We start from the raw sequence: 20855 nt of genomic DNA, 5'->3' as shown, positions 1-20855 counted from the left end.
TGCATCCATAAAGCTCTAACTAATTAGCACAGAACCGCGCCCCGGTTGCCCGAAGTGACGACCCGGCGATAACGGTTCAAAAACGGGCTGTCCACCGGCTGTTCATAGGGTTTCCATTCGGCGCGGCGGCGTTCCAGCTCCTTTTCATCCACAAGGAGATCAAGCTTTTTCGCGGGGATATCAATGGCGATCAGATCGCCTTCGCGCACCAGCGCGATCGGGCCGCCCGCGGCCGCCTCCGGCGATACATGGCCGATGGACGCGCCCCGGCTGGCGCCGCTGAAGCGCCCGTCGGTGATCAGGGCGACGGTTTTGTCCATCCCCATGCCGGCAAGGGCAGAGGTGGGGGTGAGCATTTCGCGCATCCCCGGCCCGCCTTTTGGCCCCTCGTAGCGGATCACCAGTACGTCTCCGTCCTTGATTGATTTTTGGCGGATGGCCTGGTAGGCGGCCTCCTCGCTTTCAAATACCCGGGCCGGCCCGGTATGGACGAGCATCTCATCGGCCACGGCCGACTGCTTGACGATGCCGCCCAGGGGGGCGAGCGTTCCCTTGAGCACCGCGAGCCCGCCTTTCGCATGGTACGGAGTGGCCAGCGGGCGGATCACGTTTTCATCCCTGACGCGGACTCCGCGCAGGTTTTCGCCGACGGTTTTCCCGGTGGCGGTGATGAGTTCCTGACGCAGCAGGCCTCCTTCTGCCAGACGGGCCATGACGGCCTGGACGCCGCCGGCGCGGTAGAGGTCCTGGATATGGTGGCTGCCGCCGGGGCTCATGTTGCACAGATGGGGAACCCGCTCCGCGATCGTGTTGAAAAGTTCGATCGGCAGCTCGATCCCCGCCGCATGGGCGATTGCGGGCAGATGGAGGGCGGTGTTGGTGGAGCCGCCCAGGGCGAGATCGACGGCGATGGCGTTTTCGAACGCTTCTTTCGTCAGGATGTCGCGGGGGAGGATATTCCTTTCCAGGAGTTCCATGATTTTCCGCCCTGCTTCCTTGGCCAGACGGTCCCGTTCGGAATAGACGGCGGGGATGGTTCCGTTTCCCGGCAGACCGAGCCCAATCGCTTCCATCATGCAGTTCATCGTGTTGGCGGTGAACATCCCCGCGCAGGAGCCGCAGCCGGGACAGGCGGAGTTTTCTATCTCCCCCAGTTCGGCATCGGTCATGTTGCCGGCAATGTGCTTGCCTACGGCCTCAAAAACAGTGGCAAGGTCTATCTCTTTTCCGTTATGGAGCCCCGCCAGCATCGGCCCGCCGCTGACCACGATGGACGGGACGTTCAACTCCGCCGCCGCCATCGCCATGCCGGGGATGATCTTGTCGCAGTTGGTGACCATAACCAGGGCGTCCAAGGCGTGCCCCTGCGTCATGATTTCGATCGAGTCCATGACGATCTCCCGGCTCGGCAGCGAAAACTTCATGCCGATATGGTTCATCGCTATGCCGTCGCAGACGCCGATGACGGGGAACTCAATGGGAAGCCCCCCCGCGGCATACACCCCGATCTTCACCGCTTCGGCGATTCGCTTCAGGTGCACATGTCCCGGAATAATCGCGTTATAGGCGTTTACCACCCCAATCCAGGGACGGTCAATCTCCCAGTCCGTATAGCCCGATGCCTTCATTAGCGAACGGTGCGGCGCCCGTTCAACGCCCTTCTTGGCTTGGTCGCTTCTCATGCTAAACTCCTTAATCTTCCTGGTTAATTCGATATGTGCCTGTTTGCCGGAGGCGGGAGCAGACAACGTATCTGCTTCCCCCGTTAAGATTTTCGAAAGCCTCTTTCACCTTGATTACGGTGTTGTTTTTTTCGGAGAGATGCGCCAGCAGCACCAGCGAAAGGTGGGTCCCGTAACGGCTGATAAAATCGCTCGCATCGTCGTTGCTCAGATGGCCGCGGTCGGAGGCAATCCTGGCCTTCAGATGCGCGGGGTAGGGGCCGTGAAAAAGCATTTCCTCGTCGTAATTCGATTCCAGAACGACAACCTTCAGATTGCCCATCGCCTCTTTCATCCCTCCGGTGACGCGGCCCGTATCGGTGAAGATCCCCAGGCTGCCGACGACAAAACCGAACGAGACGACGTCATGGGATGTTTCCACCGGGGTGATCACCATTCCGTTGATCTGGAAACATCCTTGAAAATGGTGGATCTCAACTTTTCCCAGCCTCTCCCGGCAGGATTTATAGACCTCCCGGTCGGCATAGACGGGGATATCCAGATTTCTGGAGAGGGGACCTATCCCCTGATAATGATCCGAGTGGGCGTGAGAGAGGACAATGCCGTTTAACTGCCGGATATCCTTGCCGAGCGCGGCAAGCCTTTGGACTGTCTCATGGAGGCCTATGCCGGCATCGATCAGCACCGAGGCGCCGCTTTCTTCCAGAAGATAGCAGTTTCCATTACTTCCCGATGCGATTACCGATAATTCCATTAGTACTCTATTCCCGCCCGGTCTTTGATGCCGGCGTTATAGTGGTGTTTTATTTCCCGCATTTCGCTTGCCGTATCGGCAAGGGCGATGATTTCCGGCGGGGCGTAGCGGCCGGTGAGAACGATATCGAGCGCGGCCGGTTTCTGTTGAATCAGCTCGATTACTTCAGGCAGGGGCACTAATTTGAAGTCGAGCGCTACGTTGATTTCGTCGAGGATGACCATATCGTAGCTTCCCGAAGAGACAGCCTCCCGGGCAAGAGCGAGGCCCTTTTGGGCAAGCTCGATGTCGAGCGGGGCAGGATTGTCGCGCATGACAAAACTGTCAAGACCGGAAAGATATACGGTCAAATCGGGGGAGAGGCGCTCAGCGGCTATGTATTCCCCGTATTTGCGCCCCTTCATGAACTGGATGATGCAGACTTTCAGCCCCTGGCCAACGGCCCGCAGCGCCTGACCGAACGCGGCGGTCGTTTTTCCCTTGCCGTTTCCGGTATATACCTGAATGATCCCCCGGCGGTATTTTCCGATGACCTCTTCCCGTGGATCGGCTGCTGTTTCCATCTGAATTACCCCTGACTTGTTACTTAAGATACCGGCGCGCCGCCTCTTCGGCGATCGTGTAGGGGTCGGATTCTCTCTTCAAAAGCCGCTCCACGATTAGGTCCATCTCCCCGCTTTTCGTCAGCTCTCTGAGAATCGGCGTCAGGATCGCGTCGCGGAGAGCCTCGCCGATTTCCACCATCGCCTTGCGCTTCATCCGGTCGCCAAGGAGACCGGTTTCTTCGAGACGCCGATAGTGATCGGCGATCGCGCCTGTCAGCTCCTCGATGCTGGGCGTAAAAGACTGCGGCTCAAAGCAGCTCCCGATCTTGACGACCGGGGGCCGCCAGCCTCCGGGAAAGGCGGGGGCCATGTTCAGCATCGAACCCAGCTCGTTGGCCAGTTGGTTGGCGCCGTCCCGATCCGCCTTGTTGATCACAAAGATGTCGGCGATTTCCATGATTCCCGCCTTGATCGCCTGTATTTCATCCCCCATGCCGGGGACGAGGACGACGATAACCGTATGGGAGTGGTTGATTATCTCCACCTCCTGCTGGCCTGTGCCGACGGTTTCGATCAGGATAAGATCCTTGCCCATCACGTCGAGCACATGCACCGCGTCGCCCACCGCCTTCGAAAGCCCTCCCAGGGCGCCGCGCGTGGCGAGGCTCCGGACGAAAACGCCCGGATCCTCCGCATGGCGCTGCATCCGGATGCGGTCGCCGAGGATTGCGCCGCCGGTGAAGGGGGAGGTCGGATCAACGGCCAGGACGCCGACCGTTTTTCCCATTTTCCGGAACGAGGTGATCATCGCGTCAACGAGGGTGCTCTTCCCGGCACCGGGGGAACCGGTTATCCCGATGACATGGGCCCGGCCGGTGTCGAGGAATATCCGTTTCAACGCTGTTCTCGCCTCGGGAAGTTCGTCTTCAATATTTCTGATCAGGCGGGACGCGGTGCGGACGTCGCCTGCCTTGATTTTTTTAAGCTGTTCCGCTTCTTCCATGTTTTTTGTCATTGCTGTTCTGCTCCGGGATTAGCCTTGCGGCTGTTTGCCGCGCAGAGGGCCGCTTGGGGAAAAGATACTGCTATTCCCTCGGTTTAAGGTTATTTTTTATCCAGTCAAGAATCGAATCAAGGGTGGCGCCCGGGGTGAAGATCGCCTTGATGCCGGCGTCATAGAGCTTCTGAAAATCCTGATCGGGGATGATGCCGCCGCCGATCACGGTGATGTCCTCCGCCCCCTTTTCCTTCAGCAGCTCAACTACGCGGGGGAAGAGGTAGCCGTGGGCGCCGGACAGACAGCTCAAGCCGACGAGGTCAACATCCTCCTGAACCGCCGCCGCCGCGATCTGTTCCGGGGTCTGGTGGCAGCCCGTATAGATTACCTCGTAGCCGGCATCCCGAAAGGCGCGGGCGAGAATCCTCGCCCCCCGGTCATGGCCGTCGAGGCCGGGTTTGGCAACCATAATGCGTATTCTTCTTTCTGCCATATTGTCTCCTCAAAAATGGGGTGATACTCAAAATAGGCCGGGGTCGCGGTATTCGCCGAATGCCTCGCGGTAAACATCGCATATCTCCTGAAGCGTAGCCATATCCTTGACGGCCTTAATGCAGTAGGGCATGACGTTTTTCCCGGTTATGCAGGCATTTTTCAGATCTTTCAGATCGGCGCTGACGGCCCGCGAGTCGCGTCTCCGCTTGACGTCGGCCAGACGCTTAAGCTGTTCTTGCTCAACCTTTTCGTCGATCTGGAGGGTCGGGATGGGCTGTTCTTCGGAGGTAACATACTTGTTGACGCCGACCATGATCTTTTCGTTATGGTCTATCTGCTGCTGGAAACGATAGGCGGCGTCGGCGATCTCCAACTGCGGGAATCCCTTGTCAATGGCCGCGATCATGCCGCCCATCTCGTCAATCTTGGTTATGTATTGCCAAGCCTCTTCCTCCATCTTGTTCGTCAGCGACTCGATGAAGTAGGAGCCGGCGAGCGGGTCGATTGTGTTGGCGACGCCGGTTTCCTCGGCGATAATCTGCTGGGTGCGCAGCGCGATTTGAACGGAGTGTTCGGACGGGAGGGCCAGCACCTCGTCGAGGGAATTGGTGTGCAGCGACTGCGTTCCGCCCAGCACCCCGGCCAGGGCCTCGATCGCCGTGCGGACGACGTTGTTGTACGGCTGTTGGGCGGTGAGCGAACATCCCGCCGTCTGCGTGTGGAAGCGCAGCCACCAGGAGCGCGGGTTTTTGGCGTGGAACCGTTCCTTCATTACATGGGCCCAGATTCTTCTCGCTGCCCGCATCTTGCAGATCTCCTCGAAAAAATCGATGTGCGAGTTGAAGAAAAAGGAGAGGCGGGGGGCAAATGAATCAACATCCATACCCTTGCGGCGAATGGCGTCTTCGACGTACTCGATGCCGTCGCGGAGCGTAAAAGCCAGCTCCTGAACGGCGGTGGAGCCCGCTTCCCGGATGTGGTAGCCGCTGATGCTGATCGTGTTCCACTTCGGGACGTATTTCGTGCCGAATTCCACTGTGTCGCTGATGATCCGGACCGAGGGTTCCGGAGGGCACATGAAGGTCTTCTGGGCGATAAATTCCTTGAGCATGTCGTTCTGAATCGTTCCCCCGATTTTGGAGAGCGGCACCCCTTTTTTGTCTGCGGCGGCGCAGTACATCGCCCAAAGCACCGAGGCGGGGGGGTTGATGGTCATCGAGGTGGTCACCTTGTCTAACGGAATTTTGTCCACCAGGGTCAGAAAGTCGTCGAGGGTGTCTATTGCCACACCGCACCGGCCGCACTCGCCGCGGGCGTTAGGGGAATCGGTATCGTAGCCCATCAGCGTCGGGAAGTCAAAGGCCGTGCTGAGCCCTGTCTGACCTTCGCGGAGCAGCATGTGCCAGCGGGCGTTGGTGTCGGCGGCGCTGCCCATTCCGGAGAACATCCGGAATGTCCAGTAACGTCCCCGATAGCCGGTCGGCTGGTTGCCGCGCAGGTACGGAAACTCCCCCGGCGCGCCGATGTCGCGGGCGAAGTCGGTATCCTTGATGTCTTCCGGCGTATAGAGCCGCTTGATTTCCAGATCGGAGACGGTTGACCAGCGCGATTTCTGATCGGGGCTCTGCACGACGCTGTGCGCTACTTCGTCTTCCCATTTTTTGGTCAATTCCTGCGACTTATTGACCGTATCGTCTGAAAAATATGAACCCATTCCCAACGCCTCCCGGTTTCCGGATATATTATGAAGATTATGCGCGTCGCACGCGAAGCCGGATTTTCATAACTATCGGCCTGCTTTGGTTATGTTTCGCGCAATAATTATGGAACATTTTAAAAATTGAACCTGTGCTTTCTATCCCCAAAAGCTTTTTTCTGTCAAGAGATTATGTGCCGTCTGCCGCAAGACGGTTTTTAAGGTCAGGATGTCTATTTTTCTTGAAATTAAAGGCGACAGCGATTAAAGGGAACAGGCTTGAGGAAAAAATACAAAAATAGTGCAGGGAGGTATTTTCGTGATCGCATCGGGGGAAGTGGCTGTAATGCAAAACAGCGAGGCCAGGGAAGTGATGCAGACGGCGCTGGGACGTCAGACAGCCGATCTCGTGGTTGTCAACGCCAAGGTGGCAAATGTCTATACAGGTGAAATTCTTGATGATTATTCCGTGGCAGTGAAAGGCAAATGGATTGCTTATGTCGGGCGGGAGCCTCGGGAAAACATCGGCGCGAAAACCGTTGTTATTGACGCGGCGGGTATGACCGTCATCCCCGGTTTCATCGAGAGTCACACCCATTTGGTGCAGATTTATGACAGTGCGGAGTTTTTACGCTATGCAATAAAGGGGGGGACAACCACGATCATCACCGAAACGATGGAAGTTTTTCCCATCGGCGGTTGCGATGCCGTGGTGGATTTTCTGGAATCGTTTCGCGACCAGCCTGTGAAGGTCTATGGGACAATGCCGGCGATGGGTTCCATCAGCAGCGTCTCCAACGGAATATCAGTTGAGGCCATTCAGAAACTGCTGCTCAGGGACGATATTCTTGGTTTGGGAGAGACTTACTGGCAGTTGCTGCTGCAGAACCCCGATCAGTTCCTTCCTATTTTTGCAGAGACCCTGCGGCGGGGGAAGACGCTGGAAGGTCATTCCGCCGGGGCCGGCGGTCGGAAACTGATGGCCTACGCGGCGGCCGGGATTTCTTCCTGTCACGAGCCGATAACGGCCGAAGAGGTGCAAGAAAGGCTGAGATTGGGGATTTACGTGATGATCAGGGAGGGAAGCATCCGGCGCGAGCTGGAAGCCGTCGCGCGGATAAAGGAGATGAATGTTGATCTGCGCAGGCTGATTCTTGTGACCGACAGCGTTGAGCCCAACGATCTGCTGGAGAAGGGCTATATGGAATATGTAGTTCAGAAGGCGATTGATGTCGGGTTTAAGCCGATGGATGCCCTGCGGATGGCGACGCTGAATGCAGCCGAACATTTTTCTCTCGATGGAATTATGGGAGGAATAGCGCCCGGCAAGTACGCCGACATGGCGATTATCCCGGATTTGCAAACCATCAGGCCCGAGTATGTAATTGCCAATGGCAAGATAGTGGCGAGGCAAGGCGAGGTTCTTGTAGCTCCCCATGAACACGTTTACGCGGAGGCGAGTCGCCACAGCGTTCATCTGCCCGCCGAGTTCCAGCCGGATGATTTTTCCATCCGGGCAGATGCGGCTGCCGCCAGTGTGAATGTCCGGGTGATGGATCTGATAACGGAGCTGGTAACGAAGGAACTAAAGATGGATATGCTCGTTAGCGACGGCCTGATCCAGGCCGATCCGGGGCGCGATATTATAAAGGTTGCCGCCATTGACCGAGCCTGTAACCCCGGCAGTAACGTTGCGAATGTTAAGCGCCGCTTTGTCGGTCTTATTCGTGGCCTTAAGATGCGGGCCGGCGCCTTCGCGACATCAACGGCGTGGGATACATCGGACATCGTTGTCGTCGGCGTCAGCGATGCCGATATGGCGCTTGCCGTAAACAGGATACGCGCGCTGCAGGGAGGAATGGCGGTTTGTAAAGACGGGAAAGTCATCGCCGAATTTGCCCTTCCCCTCTGGGGCCTGGTTTCCGATCAACCGATGGAGATCCTTGCCAAAAAACTCGATGAGATAAACGACGCCGTCTCAAGCCTTGGCGTTCGTCTTGCCAAACCGTTCTTAACGCTGGGCACCTTAACCACGGCTTCAATTCCCTACCTCCGCATCTGCGAAGAGGGGCTGGTAAATCTCCGGGACGGGAAAACGGTGGGGTTATAATTCCTGGATGGTGCGCTTTTTCAGATCAGCGAGACGCCCTGGCATGTTGCTGTCCTTGCGGAACAAGGCGTTGCGCTTCTATCCCCAGCGAAGATTGCAGCAAATGGAGCTGACTGGCCTGCAACGAGGACACAACAACGTTTTGATAAAGGAACTCAACCTGAGCGGTGGGCAGTGATGACATCTGGAAGGACGGGATTATCTTAATTTAGCTGTATAGTTTTTATAGGCCGCAAGCAGCGCTATCCTGTATTCCCTTTCAACGCCTTCGACGATATAGTTTCTTTTCTTCGCCATTTCCAACAGTTTTTCAGCAACTTCTTCATCATCCAGATCGAGGTTCTTTACATCCAGAAAGGCCTGTTCAACTCCGATCAAACCCACCAGTTCGCTGCCCACGATGAGAGTGATTATTTTAGGCGCTCCCGGGGCACAACAGTTGCCCATCCTCTCTTCCCCCTTTCATTTATTATAAACCCCCATGCCCGTGGGGCACAACGAAGCATGAAAATCCCCCCTTACCCCCCTTTGCCAAAGGGGGGATGGGGGGATTTTCATACAAAAAACAAAGCATTTGATGGACGCCAGCCATCATTAACCGGGCAGCCGTGGTTTATAGCACAAATTTTACAAAAATCCAAAGCAAAGGGCCTGTCCACAAAGACCTTCCTTGAAAATATATGATAATCGCCAATTACGCATTGACAGCCACAGCCGGATGAGCAATGATAGCTTGTAATCCATGTGTTTTACGATTAAGGCTCACAAATAATGACCGTTCGAGGGGAGTAAAGGCTTTGCGACCGGCTTATTGGCGGTTAGCATTTCGAAAAATAATGAATTGGGGGTAACAGGTGACCAACGAAGAGATGAGGGATAAAGCCGTCGAGCTGATGATGGTGAAGCGTTTTCATTGCAGTCAGGCCGTGCTGGCGGTCGGGCAGCAGAAGCTCAATAGGAAAGACGACGAGGTGATCAGGGCTATGGGGGCCTTCGGCGGGGGGCTCGGTGGAAACGGAGAGGTTTGCGGCGCCGTTGCCGGAGCGGTGGCGGTGATCGGGCTGAGGTTCAGCCGCGCTTCGGAGGATGAGCGGGAGGACCCGAAGATGTGGTCCTACGCCCAGGAGATTCTGGAGCGGTTCCGGCGGGAAATCGCCAAAGACTGTGGGAGCATCCTTTGCCGGGAAATCGCCGGGGTGGACTGGAAGGACCGGGAACAGGTCAGGGCTTTTTATAAGGGCGAACGGGTGCATGAATGTGGACGGATCGTGGGCGATATGGCCATGCTGGTTTTTGAACTTCTGGAACGTGCGGATAAACAGGAGTTGAGGATCGTCAAATGAAATTCTTTGCATTAAGGGAAAAAGGCCGACGATGGAAATTCTGCTGATAAATCCGTATCTCTTCTCCAGAGAAGGCAACATCTGGACCAGCATCCAGGGCGCCATGCCCCCGCTGGGGCTGGCTTATATTGCATCGTACCTGGAATCAAAGGGTATAAACTCCGAAATCCTCGACATGAATATTGAGCCCGGCAGTGCCGCTGAACAGGTGGCTCGCATTAAAGGTTTGCCTGACATAATCGGCATCACTTCCATGACCAGCGCCATTATGAACGCCTACGATATTGGCCGGGAATGCCGTAAAAAATTCCCCCAGGCGAAGATAATTTTTGGCGGGGTGCATCCTACGGTCCTGCCGGCGGAGGTCCTGTCGCATGAATTCGTCGATTATGTTTTCAGAGGCGAGGGGGAGGATTCTTTTTACAGGTTTTTAAAGGGCCAGGATATTGAGACCATCCCCGGGCTTTCCTACAAAACTAAAGGATTATGCGTGCATAATCCTGATTCCGTTCTGATCGAGGACCTTGATACTCTGCCCGTTCCCGCATATAAAAAATTAAAGATAGAAAAATACGTCCCGACGCTCGGCGCCTATAAAAGGCTTCCGGCCATAAGCATGCTGGCCAGCCGCGGTTGCCCCGGCAAATGCACATACTGTTTCGGTTCTTTTCTCGGAGGAAAGGTCAGGATGCATTCGGTGGATTACCTGATCAGGGAAATCCAGATGCTGGTTAGCAATTACGGAATCAAGGAAATACTTTTTTACGATGACACCTTCACCGTTTACAGAAATAAAGTAATGGAATTATGCAGTAAAATAATTGAAAACAAAATAGACATCACCTGGGTCTGCTTTTCCCGGGTGGACACGATCGATGAGGCAACCCTTATTGCCATGAAAAAAGCCGGGTGCCATCAGATCATGTATGGCATTGAATCGGGCAGCGCGGAGATACTGAAAAACATCAATAAAAAGATAGACCGCGCAAAGGCCCTAAATGCCGTTAAAATGACAAAAAAAACCGGCATTGAATGCCGGACAACCTTCATGCTGGGAAACCCCGGCGAAACAGAGCAAACAATAAAAGAAACAATGAAATTCGCCTTTGAACTTGACCCGGACATTGCGTTGTTTAATATTACAACACCTTTTCCCGGGACCAGAATGTTTACTTGGGCAAAGGAAAACGGCTACTTGAAATCAGAGGACTGGTCCAAGTATGATTTTTCCAACATGGTAATGGAGCTGCCCACTATCAGCCGGGAGAAAATAGCCGAATATTACAGGAAAGTCTTCAGGATGTTTTACTGGCGGCCTTCTTATCTGCTCAAAAGGCTCCTGATGCTTCGGAGCTTTAACGACATTAAAATGGCTTTCAAGGCTTTCATTGTGATCTTTAAGCACTGATTGGGAAAGAAGGATGGAAGAGCCAAGAATAAAGGTGGGGATCTGCGATCGCTACCCGGAAATAAGAGGAAGGCTGAGCGGTTTTTATCGCCCGAACGGGATAGCCTTGAGCGGGGAGTTTGTCGTTCGTCCGCAGGGAAACGCCGCCGTTTTTTGCGATGAACATGGCCGGGAAATCATCAAGGCGCCCGAGCTGAGACTGTTCGCAGAAAAAAATGCAAACTTTACGATAAACGAGGTAACGATCGGCGTCGGTTTCCATTGGGAGCAGCAGGAAAAACAGACCTTCCCCGGGGATCTGACCTTTCTGGCCTCTGACGACGGAAAGATAACGGCGATAAACGAGCTTCCCGTCGAGACCTATCTGCAAAGCGTCGTTTCGTCGGAGATGAGCGATGACGCCCCGCCGGAATTTCTCCATGCCCACGCCATAGCGTCGAGAAGCTGGCTTGTCGCGATGCTCCAGCGCAAGGAAAAGGCAGAAAAAATTGGCGGTTGCGAAAATTACGGCGCCAATGGCGAAAAAGAGGTGATCCGCTGGTATGAACGGGAGGATCATGATTTTTTCGATGTCTGTGCGGATGATCACTGTCAGCGCTATCAGGGAACAGGCAACAGGGCAGGTGGCAACGCGGCAGCGGCGGTACGGGCGACGCGGGGGGTATTTCTGATTTATGAAGGTCAGATCTGCGATGCCAGGTATCACAAGGCGTGCGGCGGGATGACGGAAGACTATCGGACCTGCTGGGCGCCCAAGGATGTTCCCTACCTCTCCCATGTTTGCGATTCGGCAAGGCCATTTCCCCCGCTTCGCACGGAGCCGGAGGCGGCAGACTGGATTCTATCCACGCCTGATTCCTGGTGCAATGTGAAGGATGAAATGCTGCTGAAAAAAATCCTGCCCGCTTATGACAGAAAAACAGCCGATTTTTTCCGCTGGCGCGTCGAATACAAAAGGGAGGAGCTGGAAGAGATAATCCGCCGGAAATCGGGCATCGATTTTGGCGTTCTGCAGAACCTCGTTCCGCTGCAAAGGGGGCCTTCCGGCAGAATCAGTTCCCTGCGCATCGAAGGGACAAAGGCCAAAGTGGTCGTCGGCAAAGAGCTGGAAATCCGCCGCTGGCTTTCTCCCAGCCATCTCTACAGCAGCGCCTTTGTCGTCGAGAGCAAAAGCGGTTTTTCCGGGGCGCCCTCCGGTTTTGTTCTGCGCGGGGCAGGCTGGGGGCACGGAGTTGGCCTCTGCCAGATCGGCGCCGCGGCGATGGCCTCCCGGGGATTCACTGCCGAGGAGATACTCCGCCATTATTTTCGTGGTGCGGCATTGGTGAAGCGTTATTGAAAAAATTACGTTCAGTTTGCTGTCAAAATCCTCTTGACAGATAAATTTTATATTCATATACCCACCCTGTAAAAAACAACTCCTTATCCAATAATTACAGAAGCGCATTAATTAAAAATGGAAGCGCAATGGGCTTTGATCTATCAGAGTTTATCCAATGCAACCGCTCGCTAATCATTGCGGAATGGGCTGACAGGCTGCATGCTGAGGAGGGTGAGCAATATTCCCGGAGACCCCATAAAGAATTGGTGGGTACGGTGACCGGGGCATTCGATGCCAATACCCATGTTCTGCTTCATAATGACTTCAGCTATATAAATCGATTCATAAATAAAATCACTCGCATGCGCTTGGGATCCGGGTTCTTGCTTTCTGATGTGCAAAAGGCCTTTGAGCTGTACCGGACGATCATGTTTCCCCTTTTGGCAAACGCAGCCAATGTTAAAGATTTTCATAACGCAATATCCAAAATCAACAAATGTCTGGCCTATACCATTCACCGCTTCAGCGATCTTTTTCAGAATATGCATGAAAAAGAGATTATGGAGTATGCCCAGCGGCTTGAAGGGGAGGTGAAAGACCGGACCGCGGAGCTGAAGGAATCGGAATTAAAATATAAAACCCTGGTTGAGGAAATCAATGATGGATATTTTGTCATTCAGAAGGAGGCGATTGTTTTTGCCAACAAGGCATTCTGCCAGATGCACGGATATAAACAGGAAGAGGTTATTGGGCAAAAGTTTTATCTGTTCATAGCCCCGGAGAATCAACAGAAGGTCATCGAAATCTATGCGGATAGTCTCAACAGGAGGCGCTCTCATCCCATATTTGAATACAAACGGCTTACCAAGGATGGTCACCGTTTTCCTACAGAAATCATGGCCAAGGTCATCCGCTATGAAAATCAGCTTTCCAATATCGGCATCTGTCGGGACATTACCAAAAGGGTGGAGATGGAGCAGCGAATTCGGGAGGCGGAAAGGATGGCCTACATCGGCCAGATCACCACTTCGCTATCTCACGAGATCAGGAATCCCCTTTCCGCGGTTAAGATGAATATTCAAATACTCAACAAAAATCCACAGTTGCGCGGCAATGACCAACGGCGCGTGGAGATATCCATCAAGGAGGTGCTCAGACTGGAGCGGATATTGACGGAACTGCTGGATTTTGCCAAGCCATTGCAGTTCGAATTCAAGCCCTGTTACGTTAATCAGATTCTCTTTGCCTGCGAAGAACTGCTCGAGATGAAATTTAAGGAAAAAGAGCTCTCCCCATTCTTTTGCCTTGCCCCGGAAATATCGGAAATAATGGCGGATAAGGAAAAACTGGAACAGGCGTTTATTAACTTGCTGCTCAATACTATCGAGGCCTGTCGGGAAAGAGGGGAGATATTGGTAACAAGCAGGAGCGGTTTATGTGACGGCAAGCCCACAGTCGAGGTGATTGTAGAAGATGATGGCCCGGGAATACCCAGGAAGCATATGGAGGATATCTTTAAGCCTTTTTTTACCACAAGGAGCAATGGCACCGGTCTGGGGCTGGCCAATGTGAAACGGATTGTCGAGGCCCACGGAGGGTGGATCAAGGCGCAAAACCGCGACCCCTCTGGCGCCTCTTTTCATATATATTTACCAAGGGGGGGGGTGCATGCCTAAGATACTGGTAGTAGATGACGAATGTTCCATCAGGGAAACCCTGACCATGTTCCTGAGTGAAAAAGGCCATGAGCTAAGCGCGGCCTCTTCAGGCCAGGAGGGGATCGCCCTTTTTGAAAGCTTCAATCCGGAGGTGATCATCCTGGATATTCGTCTTCCCGACCAGAATGGCTTGGAGGTGCTAAGCCAGATGCGAAGCCGCAACAATCTGGCCAAGGTGATAATGATCACCGCCTTTCAGGACATGGATACGACCATTCAGGCGATGAAAAGAGGGGCTTATGATTACATACACAAACCCCTCGATGCCGATGAGATAGAAAAAGCCGTCAATGGCGCCCTCCACACCCTCAGGCTTGAAAGGGAAGCCTCGCTTGCCAGGGAAAAGTGGCAGCCAATGAACAGAGACGCCATTATCGGGAAAAGCAAGGAAATGCGGGATATATTCAAGATGATAGGTCTGCTTTGCCAGAATCGGGCCTCGGTGCTGATTGAGGGCGAGACAGGCACAGGCAAGGAATTGATCGCCCGCATGATTCATCAAAACAGGGATTGCGCCGGCGAACCGTTCATCACTCTGGATTGCTCGGCTGTTGTCGAAACATTGCTGGAGAGCGAACTTTTCGGCCATGAAAAGGGCGCCTATACCGGCGCTGAGTACACAAAAAAAGGGAAGATCGAACTGGCCGCCGGCGGCACCCTCTTTTTGGATGAGGTCGGAGAACTGCCTTTAGCCCTGCAGGGGAAGCTCCTGGGTTTTCTGCAGCGCCACGAATACATGCGGGTGGGCGGGCAAAAGATCTTGCAGTCGCACTGTCGCATCATTGCGGCGACTAATCGCAATCTGGCGGCGTTTGTGCAGCAGGGCAAGTTCCGGGAAGACCTTTACTTTCGGCTGAACGTTGTGTCTATCAATGTTCCTCCGCTCCGGGAAAGAATCTCCGACATCCCCCATCTGGCGAGACACTTTCTGCGAAAAATAAATATGGAACTGGGCACCGATGTATGCAGATTGCATCCCGGCGTACTGAAATGTTTGAGCCTCCATCCCTGGAAAGGAAATGTCCGGGAGTTGGAGAATGTGCTTGTGGAAGCTGTGGTAAAAGCCCGAGGCAATGTAATTCTTGCAGAAGATATTGAAAAGATTTTGAAGAAGAACAGCCCTCTTTCCCCGCAGAATCTATCGGATTATTCGCTGCCCGTTATGGAACGAGAGCAGATTCAGAAAGCCTTGTCGCATGTAAGCGGGAATCGGACAGAAGCTGCCCGCCTGTTGGGGATTTCCCTCCCTACCTTGCGCAGCAAGATCCGTAAATACAACCTTATTGTCTCCAGCAGGGCGAGCGCCTTGTTGATCAAGTGAGGTGAAAGAATCTTTCTATCAATGAAAGTTTCTTTCAGTACGGCCACGCCCGTTTTTTATGCCGGCTTTTTGCCGCTCTGAAATATTTTGCATGGTTTCGAATTGTTATATGGCAATTTATTCTAAAAAACCGTTTTTTATTTTTGGCACATAGGTTGCTTTATTCTGGGAATTCAAACAAAGAATACTAAAGCAACGCCAAGAGAGAAGAAGATTGTAGCCGGAAGCACCCAGCGGGAAATCATTGACAAAGACAACTTCCTTTTTGTCAGGTTTCTTAGGTGATGCAAAATAGGTGGGTAGGTTTAGGAAAGAAACCGACTGTAATGCCTTGAGCCGTATTGTTATATGTATTACGAGAGGATCTATTCTCATCTGGAAAATGTTTAAAGATTCCCTTTTTTTTAAAGATGGTGGAAGCGCTTAAATCTGTAATTACCTTTTACAAAGTATAATTGGTTATTTTTCCCTTAAATTTTACGACTATCCAAGATGATTTCAAATGAGGTGGACAATGAAGTTGTTCAGAATGTCGGTGGGAAGCCTTTTGGATGAGGTGACTACAACATATCCAGAAAAAGAAGCTCTGGTTGATATTTCTAATAGCAAGAGACTTTCCTACAAGCAGTTTCTGAGACTAACAAATCAGCTAGCCAAAGGGCTTTTGAAACTTGGCTTTGAGAAAGGAGAGCACCTGGCCCTCTGGGCGCCTAACAACTTCGAATGGATCATCACCCAATTCGCGGTAGCCAAGATTGGAGGGATTCTTATCAGCATAGATACCAATGTTCAGGTTCAGGAGCTTGAGTATATCCTGAAACAATCCGACTCAACATACCTTGTTCTGGCTGAGGGTTTAAAGGGATCCGAATATATAGACGCGATACATCGTCTCTGCCCAGAGGTCTCCGTTTCAATCCCCGGACAAATTAACTCTTCAAAACTGCCAGAGCTTAGAAACATTATCTTAACATCCGACTGCTCCTCTCCGGGTATGTTCAACTGGAATAATATCTTGGAAGCAGGGACCGATGTTCCCGACACTTTGCTTTCTGAAAGGCAACTTTGTTCCAGTGAAGACGACGTGGTCACCATTCTCTACACCTCCGGGACAACAGGAGCCCCCAAAGGAGTGAAGTCGACCCACTTCGGAATTATGAATGCCACCTTAGCAAGTGCTGAAAATCAGAGGTTGACCGAAAAAGATAGACTTTGCCTATCCGTTCCTCTTTTCCATATGTTCGGTTGTATCTGTGTAACCTTGGCAGCAGTGATCAAAGGGGCAACCCTTGTCATCCCATCCAACACCTTCGATACAGGAAGGATTCTTGAAGCGATCGAGAAGGAAAAATGCACAGCAATCTACGGATCTCCAGGTGCATTCATTGCTCTGATGGAGGACCCGAGATATAAAAACTCTAATCTAATATCTCTTCGCACGGGAATTATGGGAGGAGCCCAGTGTCCTATGGAGGTGATGAAGAGGATCGTAGAAGAGATGGGTGTAAGAGAGATCATGATTGGATATGGACAGACTGAAGCTTCTTCTTGGCTCACAATGACACGTCCCGAGGATCCACTCGAGTTGAGAGTCTCCACCATAGGTAAGCCTCTTCCCGGGGTGGAGGTTAAGATCATCGACCAGGTTTCTGGTAGGGAAGCCAATATAGGCACCATCGGTGAAATCTGTGGAAGGGGCTTTAATATGAAAGGATATTACAAGATGCCTGCTGCGACTGCAAATGCCATTGATGCTGAAGGATGGCTTCATACCGGCGATCTTGGCACCATGGATAATCTGAGTTATTTTCGAATTTCAGGACGTATGAAAGAGGTGATTAACAAGGGAGGTGAAACCATTTATCCCACGGAGATCGAAGAAATTCTATTTAGCCATCCGAAGATATTGAACGCCCAAGTCATCGGGGTTCCCGACAGGAAGATGGGGGAGGAAGTGGCCGCATGGATCATACCAGAGGAAGGAAGCACCGTCACTGAAGAAGAAATCGGCCGGTATTGCAGGGATAAGCTCCCCGCCTCTCATCTTCCCCGGTACGTGAAATTTGTCAAAGATTTTCCGGTAACGCCTTTGGGAAAGGTCCAAAAATTCAAAATGCGTGAGATAGCAATCAAGGAGTACGGGTTAGAGTAGAAAAAGGCAAAAAAGCATGATTTGGATCACTCTTGTCCAAATTGAAAATTCACTGCATAGCCGGGAGGAATCATTCCAGCGACATGTAATGCCGCCGGTCCGGATTGAACAGGATGGGTCCAGCATCTGTGTTGCCAAAGGCTGAGGGAGGTTGGGGGATGACATTTCTTCATCAGGCATGTCTACGGCGCGACCGTAATGAGAACATTGCATTGCACCTGCTCGGCGAGTTCACGACTCTTAGTTTCGGAGCATTGGATGCCGCCAGTCTGACCCTATCTCTGCATTTGCAAGCGGCAGGGATAGGCAAGGGAGCCCGCATCGCCGCGTTCGTCGGTCTCTCCGAAGAGTTTTTCGTCGCATTGCTTGCCGTTTCCCGCTGCGGTGCGGCTTTATCTCCAATCGATATCAGCTTGCGAGGCATTTCCCTTTCCTCGCTGATGGAACGCTTGCGGCCCGCCGCGGTGATCACCACGGAAGCAAATGGCCAGCGTGTTTTCGATGTCTTGGGCGAACGCTTTCCGGTGTTTGTGTTTTCGGATCGGCGTTCCCGCGACGGGGAAGTTGCGCTATGGGGAGATTGGCGGCAAGGAACGGAACGTATGCAATGGATGCTGCCGTTCACCATCCCCGATCGGGCGTCCGCATTACACATGCCACCGGAAAGCACACCGGACGACGACTTGCTACTGATGCCCACCTCCGGTAGCACCGGCAACACGAAATTTGTCCGTCTCAGCCATCGTGCTATCCTTTTTAATACCCGCGCACATGTCGCCAGCTTTGGCATTGCTGGGCCGTTCAAGGCGTTGCAGATTCTCGATGTCAGCTACAGCTACGGGCTGATCGCCTCGGCGTTGGGAGCTCTAGTGGCTGGGGGCAGTTTGGTGCTTCCAGCCCATAACACCGCCCGCAGCATCCGAGAAGCCATCGATACCGCCAGGCCGGAGGTCTGTTTGGGAAGTCCGGCCCTGTTCGAATGGCTTATCGACAATTGCCCGGAGGAGGAACGGGTCGCGTTGCGCCACTTACGTAAGATCGGCATTGGTGGTGACCGTTGTCGCTACCCCCTGCGGGAAAAGATCCGCGCCGTATTCCCCGAGGCAGAGGTATTCGTTACCTACGGCGCCACCGAGGTAGGGCCAAGGGTGTCCACCTTGCCTGCCGGGCAATTGCTGTTGCGTCCCGACTCGGTGGGTTTGCCCTTGCAAGGCATAGCCATCGAGGTGGTGGATCCAGAGGGGCAGCCCTGCCCTCCCGGCGAGGCGGGCCTGCTACGGGTGCGTACGCCCTCGCGCATGAACGGCTATCTCTTCGACGACACACCGTTGGAGTCGGACGACTGGCTAACCGTGCAGGATTTGGCCAGCTTAGATGAGGCCGGCTACTTGACCATACAGGGGCGGTTGGACCGTCGGATCAAGCATCGGGGCCGGCTTATCAACTTGGTGCAGATTGAGAAGGTTATAGAATGCTTTGCCGGCGTTGTCATTGCACAGGTGGAGCCGGTGGGCAACGACGAGGACCATCTACGGGCAATGGTATTTTATCGCGCTGGCGAAGCCTCCGGCTTCGAGCGTCAGTTGGTTGCCCACTGCCGTCGCAATCTGCCAGCCCGATTGGTGCCAGCGGAAATTGTGCTGTCGCTGGCGGATGGAAGGTATTTTTTCAAGAGGAAACCGCTCCCACTGAGCGATAGTCCGAACTTACTTGGTGAACTAAAATAGGAAAGTAGGGGGTGCAATGGGAAAACAGGAAATCATCGATCGTATCAAGAGCATGCTTGTCGAGGATCTTTTCTTGGCAGATTCGGCAGACGAGATTTCGGGCAGCGCAGAATTAGGCGCTGACTTGGGCATGGATTCCGTCGGCTTTGTGGAACTGGCCACGCTGGTGGCCGAGGTCTTCGAAATCAAAGTCGCCGATGTCGACATCGGCGAGGGCCATTTCATCAGTGTGGACAGGCTGACTGAATTCGTCGCATCGCGTCTGCAGCAGAGGTTTAAATAGGTAAAAGATGGCGGCATGAGGAGGGATAAGGGATATGACCATGAGTGCCAGAGTGGGAGCGCCTGTTGTGACCGGAATGGGATGCATCTCTTCCTTGGGGGAGAGTGTCCCCGCATTCTGGCAGGCTTTGCTGCAGGGAGAGAGTGGTATTAAAGAGATCAAGGAGTTTCCCCGACAGGCCTTGCGCAATTCTCTCGCCGGGGTAGTTCGCTCCTCCCCTGAGTTATTGGAACGGGCGGCCCGGGACGGGATCAAGTCGCGGATACAGCTCTTCGCCGCAGCCGCCTTGGACGAGGCACTGAAGGATGTGCGGATCAATCTCAGGGCCATAGGGTCTTGGCAGGGCAAAGTCGCGTTGGTGGTTGGCACTTCCCTTGGCATGTCCCTGGTGATGCCGGCGCTGGTTCCTGACGAGACATTGGCGGCGCTCGATGGGGAGAACGACGCCAACCCCAGCTTGGCCAGCCTGACCCGTTTTTTCGAGGATCGCTATGGCTTGCCGGGGGCGGTGTCGATGGTATCCACGGCCTGTGCCTCGGCCACCCATGCTATCGCCTTGGCCTGCGACATGATCCGCCACGGCGGCTATGACATTGTGATCGCCGGTGGCGCTGATAGCCTGGATCGGATGAAGTATCTGGGTCACACCGCGTTGTCGACCCTAACGACCGGACTTCCTAAACCCTTCTCCCGTGCCCGAGACGGCGCCTTGTTCGGTGAAGGGGCGGGATTCTTAGTCCTCGAGCGGCCGGGCCGGGCCGGCGCACCCAAGCCCTACGCGATCTGCCTGGGGGCCGGGTACAACAACGACAATTACCACATCACGGCACCGGACCCGACAGGGTCGGGGGCTGCCATGGCAATGGCGGCGGCGGTGGCCGATGCCGGTCTGCGACCGGCGGATATTGGCCACGTCAATCTGCATGGATCCGGAACGGCACTGAGCGACAACGCGGAATATTTGGCTCTCAGCAGTGTGTTTGGCGACAGGGTGACCGCTTTGCCCGTTACTTCCATTAAGGCGGCGGTGGGCCATGCTATGGGCGCGTCTGGGGCGCTGGAATGCGTTGCTACCGTCATGACGTTGCGGGAGCAGATCGTCCCCTTTACCCTTAATGTCTTGCCGGATGAGGTGGCGTTCGAGATGGACTTGGTGGTGGAAAAGCCGCGCTTCTTGAATGGCGTGAATTATGCGGTCAGCAATTCGTTCGGATTCGGTGGTGCCAACGGTGTGGTGGTGATAGGCAGGTTGGCGGCTTAACATAGCGCCGGTGGGTGCGCATCATATGCTGATGGGGGGCAA

General features: G+C 53.8%; 17 protein-coding genes. 10 read left to right on the top strand and 7 right to left on the bottom strand.

Going from position 1 to position 20855, the window contains the following annotated elements:
* Positions 1-23: 23 nt before the first annotated feature.
* The 6 genes from ilvD to M0P74_12345 all read right to left on the bottom strand — a co-directional run bounded on the left by ilvD (position 24) and on the right by M0P74_12345 (position 6187).
* Positions 24-1682, bottom strand: coding sequence for a dihydroxy-acid dehydratase (ilvD, locus tag M0P74_12370; GenBank protein MCK9364377.1), 1659 nt, complete (start codon positions 1680-1682; stop codon positions 24-26).
* A gap of 10 nt (positions 1683-1692) precedes the next feature.
* Complete coding sequence (locus M0P74_12365; GenBank protein ID MCK9364376.1) at positions 1693-2436, bottom strand: MBL fold metallo-hydrolase; 744 nt, start codon at positions 2434-2436, stop codon at positions 1693-1695.
* Positions 2436-2999 carry a cob(I)yrinic acid a,c-diamide adenosyltransferase gene (cobO, locus tag M0P74_12360; protein MCK9364375.1) on the bottom strand — a complete coding sequence of 188 codons (564 nt, stop codon included), beginning with the start codon at positions 2997-2999 and terminating at the stop codon, positions 2436-2438. The genes M0P74_12365 and cobO overlap by 1 nt, the downstream gene beginning before the upstream one ends.
* A gap of 19 nt (positions 3000-3018) precedes the next feature.
* The gene (meaB, locus tag M0P74_12355; protein ID MCK9364374.1) at positions 3019-3996 is read right to left on the bottom strand and encodes a methylmalonyl Co-A mutase-associated GTPase MeaB; all 978 of its coding nucleotides are present in this window, start codon (positions 3994-3996) and stop codon (positions 3019-3021) included.
* A gap of 70 nt (positions 3997-4066) precedes the next feature.
* On the bottom strand, positions 4067-4471 hold the full coding sequence (locus M0P74_12350) for a cobalamin B12-binding domain-containing protein (GenBank protein ID MCK9364373.1): 405 nt from the start codon (positions 4469-4471) through the stop codon (positions 4067-4069).
* 27 nt (positions 4472-4498) lie between these two features.
* On the bottom strand, positions 4499-6187 hold the full coding sequence (locus M0P74_12345) for a methylmalonyl-CoA mutase family protein (protein MCK9364372.1): 1689 nt from the start codon (positions 6185-6187) through the stop codon (positions 4499-4501).
* A 301-nt stretch (positions 6188-6488) separates the two neighbouring features.
* Here M0P74_12345 and M0P74_12340 point away from each other — a divergent pair, with 301 nt between their 5' ends.
* Positions 6489-8279 carry an amidohydrolase family protein gene (locus M0P74_12340; GenBank protein MCK9364371.1) on the top strand — a complete coding sequence of 597 codons (1791 nt, stop codon included), beginning with the start codon at positions 6489-6491 and terminating at the stop codon, positions 8277-8279.
* Positions 8280-8477: 198 nt separating this feature from the next.
* On the opposite strand, the gene M0P74_12335 is transcribed toward M0P74_12340, so the two are convergent.
* Positions 8478-8726: a hypothetical protein gene (locus tag M0P74_12335; protein MCK9364370.1), complete on the bottom strand. Its 249-nt coding sequence runs from the start codon at positions 8724-8726 to the stop codon at positions 8478-8480.
* A gap of 407 nt (positions 8727-9133) precedes the next feature.
* Between M0P74_12335 and M0P74_12330 the strand changes: the two genes are divergently transcribed.
* The 9 genes from M0P74_12330 to M0P74_12290 all read left to right on the top strand — a co-directional run bounded on the left by M0P74_12330 (position 9134) and on the right by M0P74_12290 (position 20813).
* Complete coding sequence (locus M0P74_12330) at positions 9134-9622, top strand: C-GCAxxG-C-C family protein (protein ID MCK9364369.1); 489 nt, start codon at positions 9134-9136, stop codon at positions 9620-9622.
* 31 nt (positions 9623-9653) lie between these two features.
* Entirely contained in the window at positions 9654-11030 is a 1377-nt protein-coding gene (locus M0P74_12325; protein MCK9364368.1) for a B12-binding domain-containing radical SAM protein, read from the top strand.
* A 13-nt stretch (positions 11031-11043) separates the two neighbouring features.
* Positions 11044-12369, top strand: coding sequence for a SpoIID/LytB domain-containing protein (locus M0P74_12320; protein MCK9364367.1), 1326 nt, complete (start codon positions 11044-11046; stop codon positions 12367-12369).
* Positions 12370-12497: 128 nt separating this feature from the next.
* Positions 12498-14027, top strand: coding sequence for a PAS domain S-box protein (locus M0P74_12315; GenBank protein MCK9364366.1), 1530 nt, complete (start codon positions 12498-12500; stop codon positions 14025-14027).
* Positions 14020-15390 carry a sigma-54 dependent transcriptional regulator gene (locus tag M0P74_12310; GenBank protein ID MCK9364365.1) on the top strand — a complete coding sequence of 457 codons (1371 nt, stop codon included), beginning with the start codon at positions 14020-14022 and terminating at the stop codon, positions 15388-15390. The genes M0P74_12315 and M0P74_12310 overlap by 8 nt, the downstream gene beginning before the upstream one ends.
* A 514-nt stretch (positions 15391-15904) precedes the next feature.
* The gene (locus tag M0P74_12305) at positions 15905-17542 is read left to right on the top strand and encodes an AMP-binding protein (protein MCK9364364.1); all 1638 of its coding nucleotides are present in this window, start codon (positions 15905-15907) and stop codon (positions 17540-17542) included.
* Positions 17543-17700: 158 nt separating this feature from the next.
* The gene (locus tag M0P74_12300) at positions 17701-19269 is read left to right on the top strand and encodes an acyl--CoA ligase (GenBank protein ID MCK9364363.1); all 1569 of its coding nucleotides are present in this window, start codon (positions 17701-17703) and stop codon (positions 19267-19269) included.
* A gap of 16 nt (positions 19270-19285) precedes the next feature.
* On the top strand, positions 19286-19552 hold the full coding sequence (locus tag M0P74_12295; GenBank protein MCK9364362.1) for a phosphopantetheine-binding protein: 267 nt from the start codon (positions 19286-19288) through the stop codon (positions 19550-19552).
* 34 nt (positions 19553-19586) lie between these two features.
* Entirely contained in the window at positions 19587-20813 is a 1227-nt protein-coding gene (locus tag M0P74_12290) for a beta-ketoacyl-[acyl-carrier-protein] synthase family protein (protein MCK9364361.1), read from the top strand.
* The last annotated feature ends 42 nt before the right edge of the window (positions 20814-20855 follow it).

This window comes from Syntrophales bacterium, from assembly GCA_023229765.1.
In the GTDB taxonomy this organism is placed as follows: domain Bacteria; phylum Desulfobacterota; class Syntrophia; order Syntrophales; family UBA5619; genus DYTH01.
The sequence above is the reverse complement of the archived record's forward strand: the minus strand, read 5'-3'. Positions and strand labels throughout refer to the sequence as shown.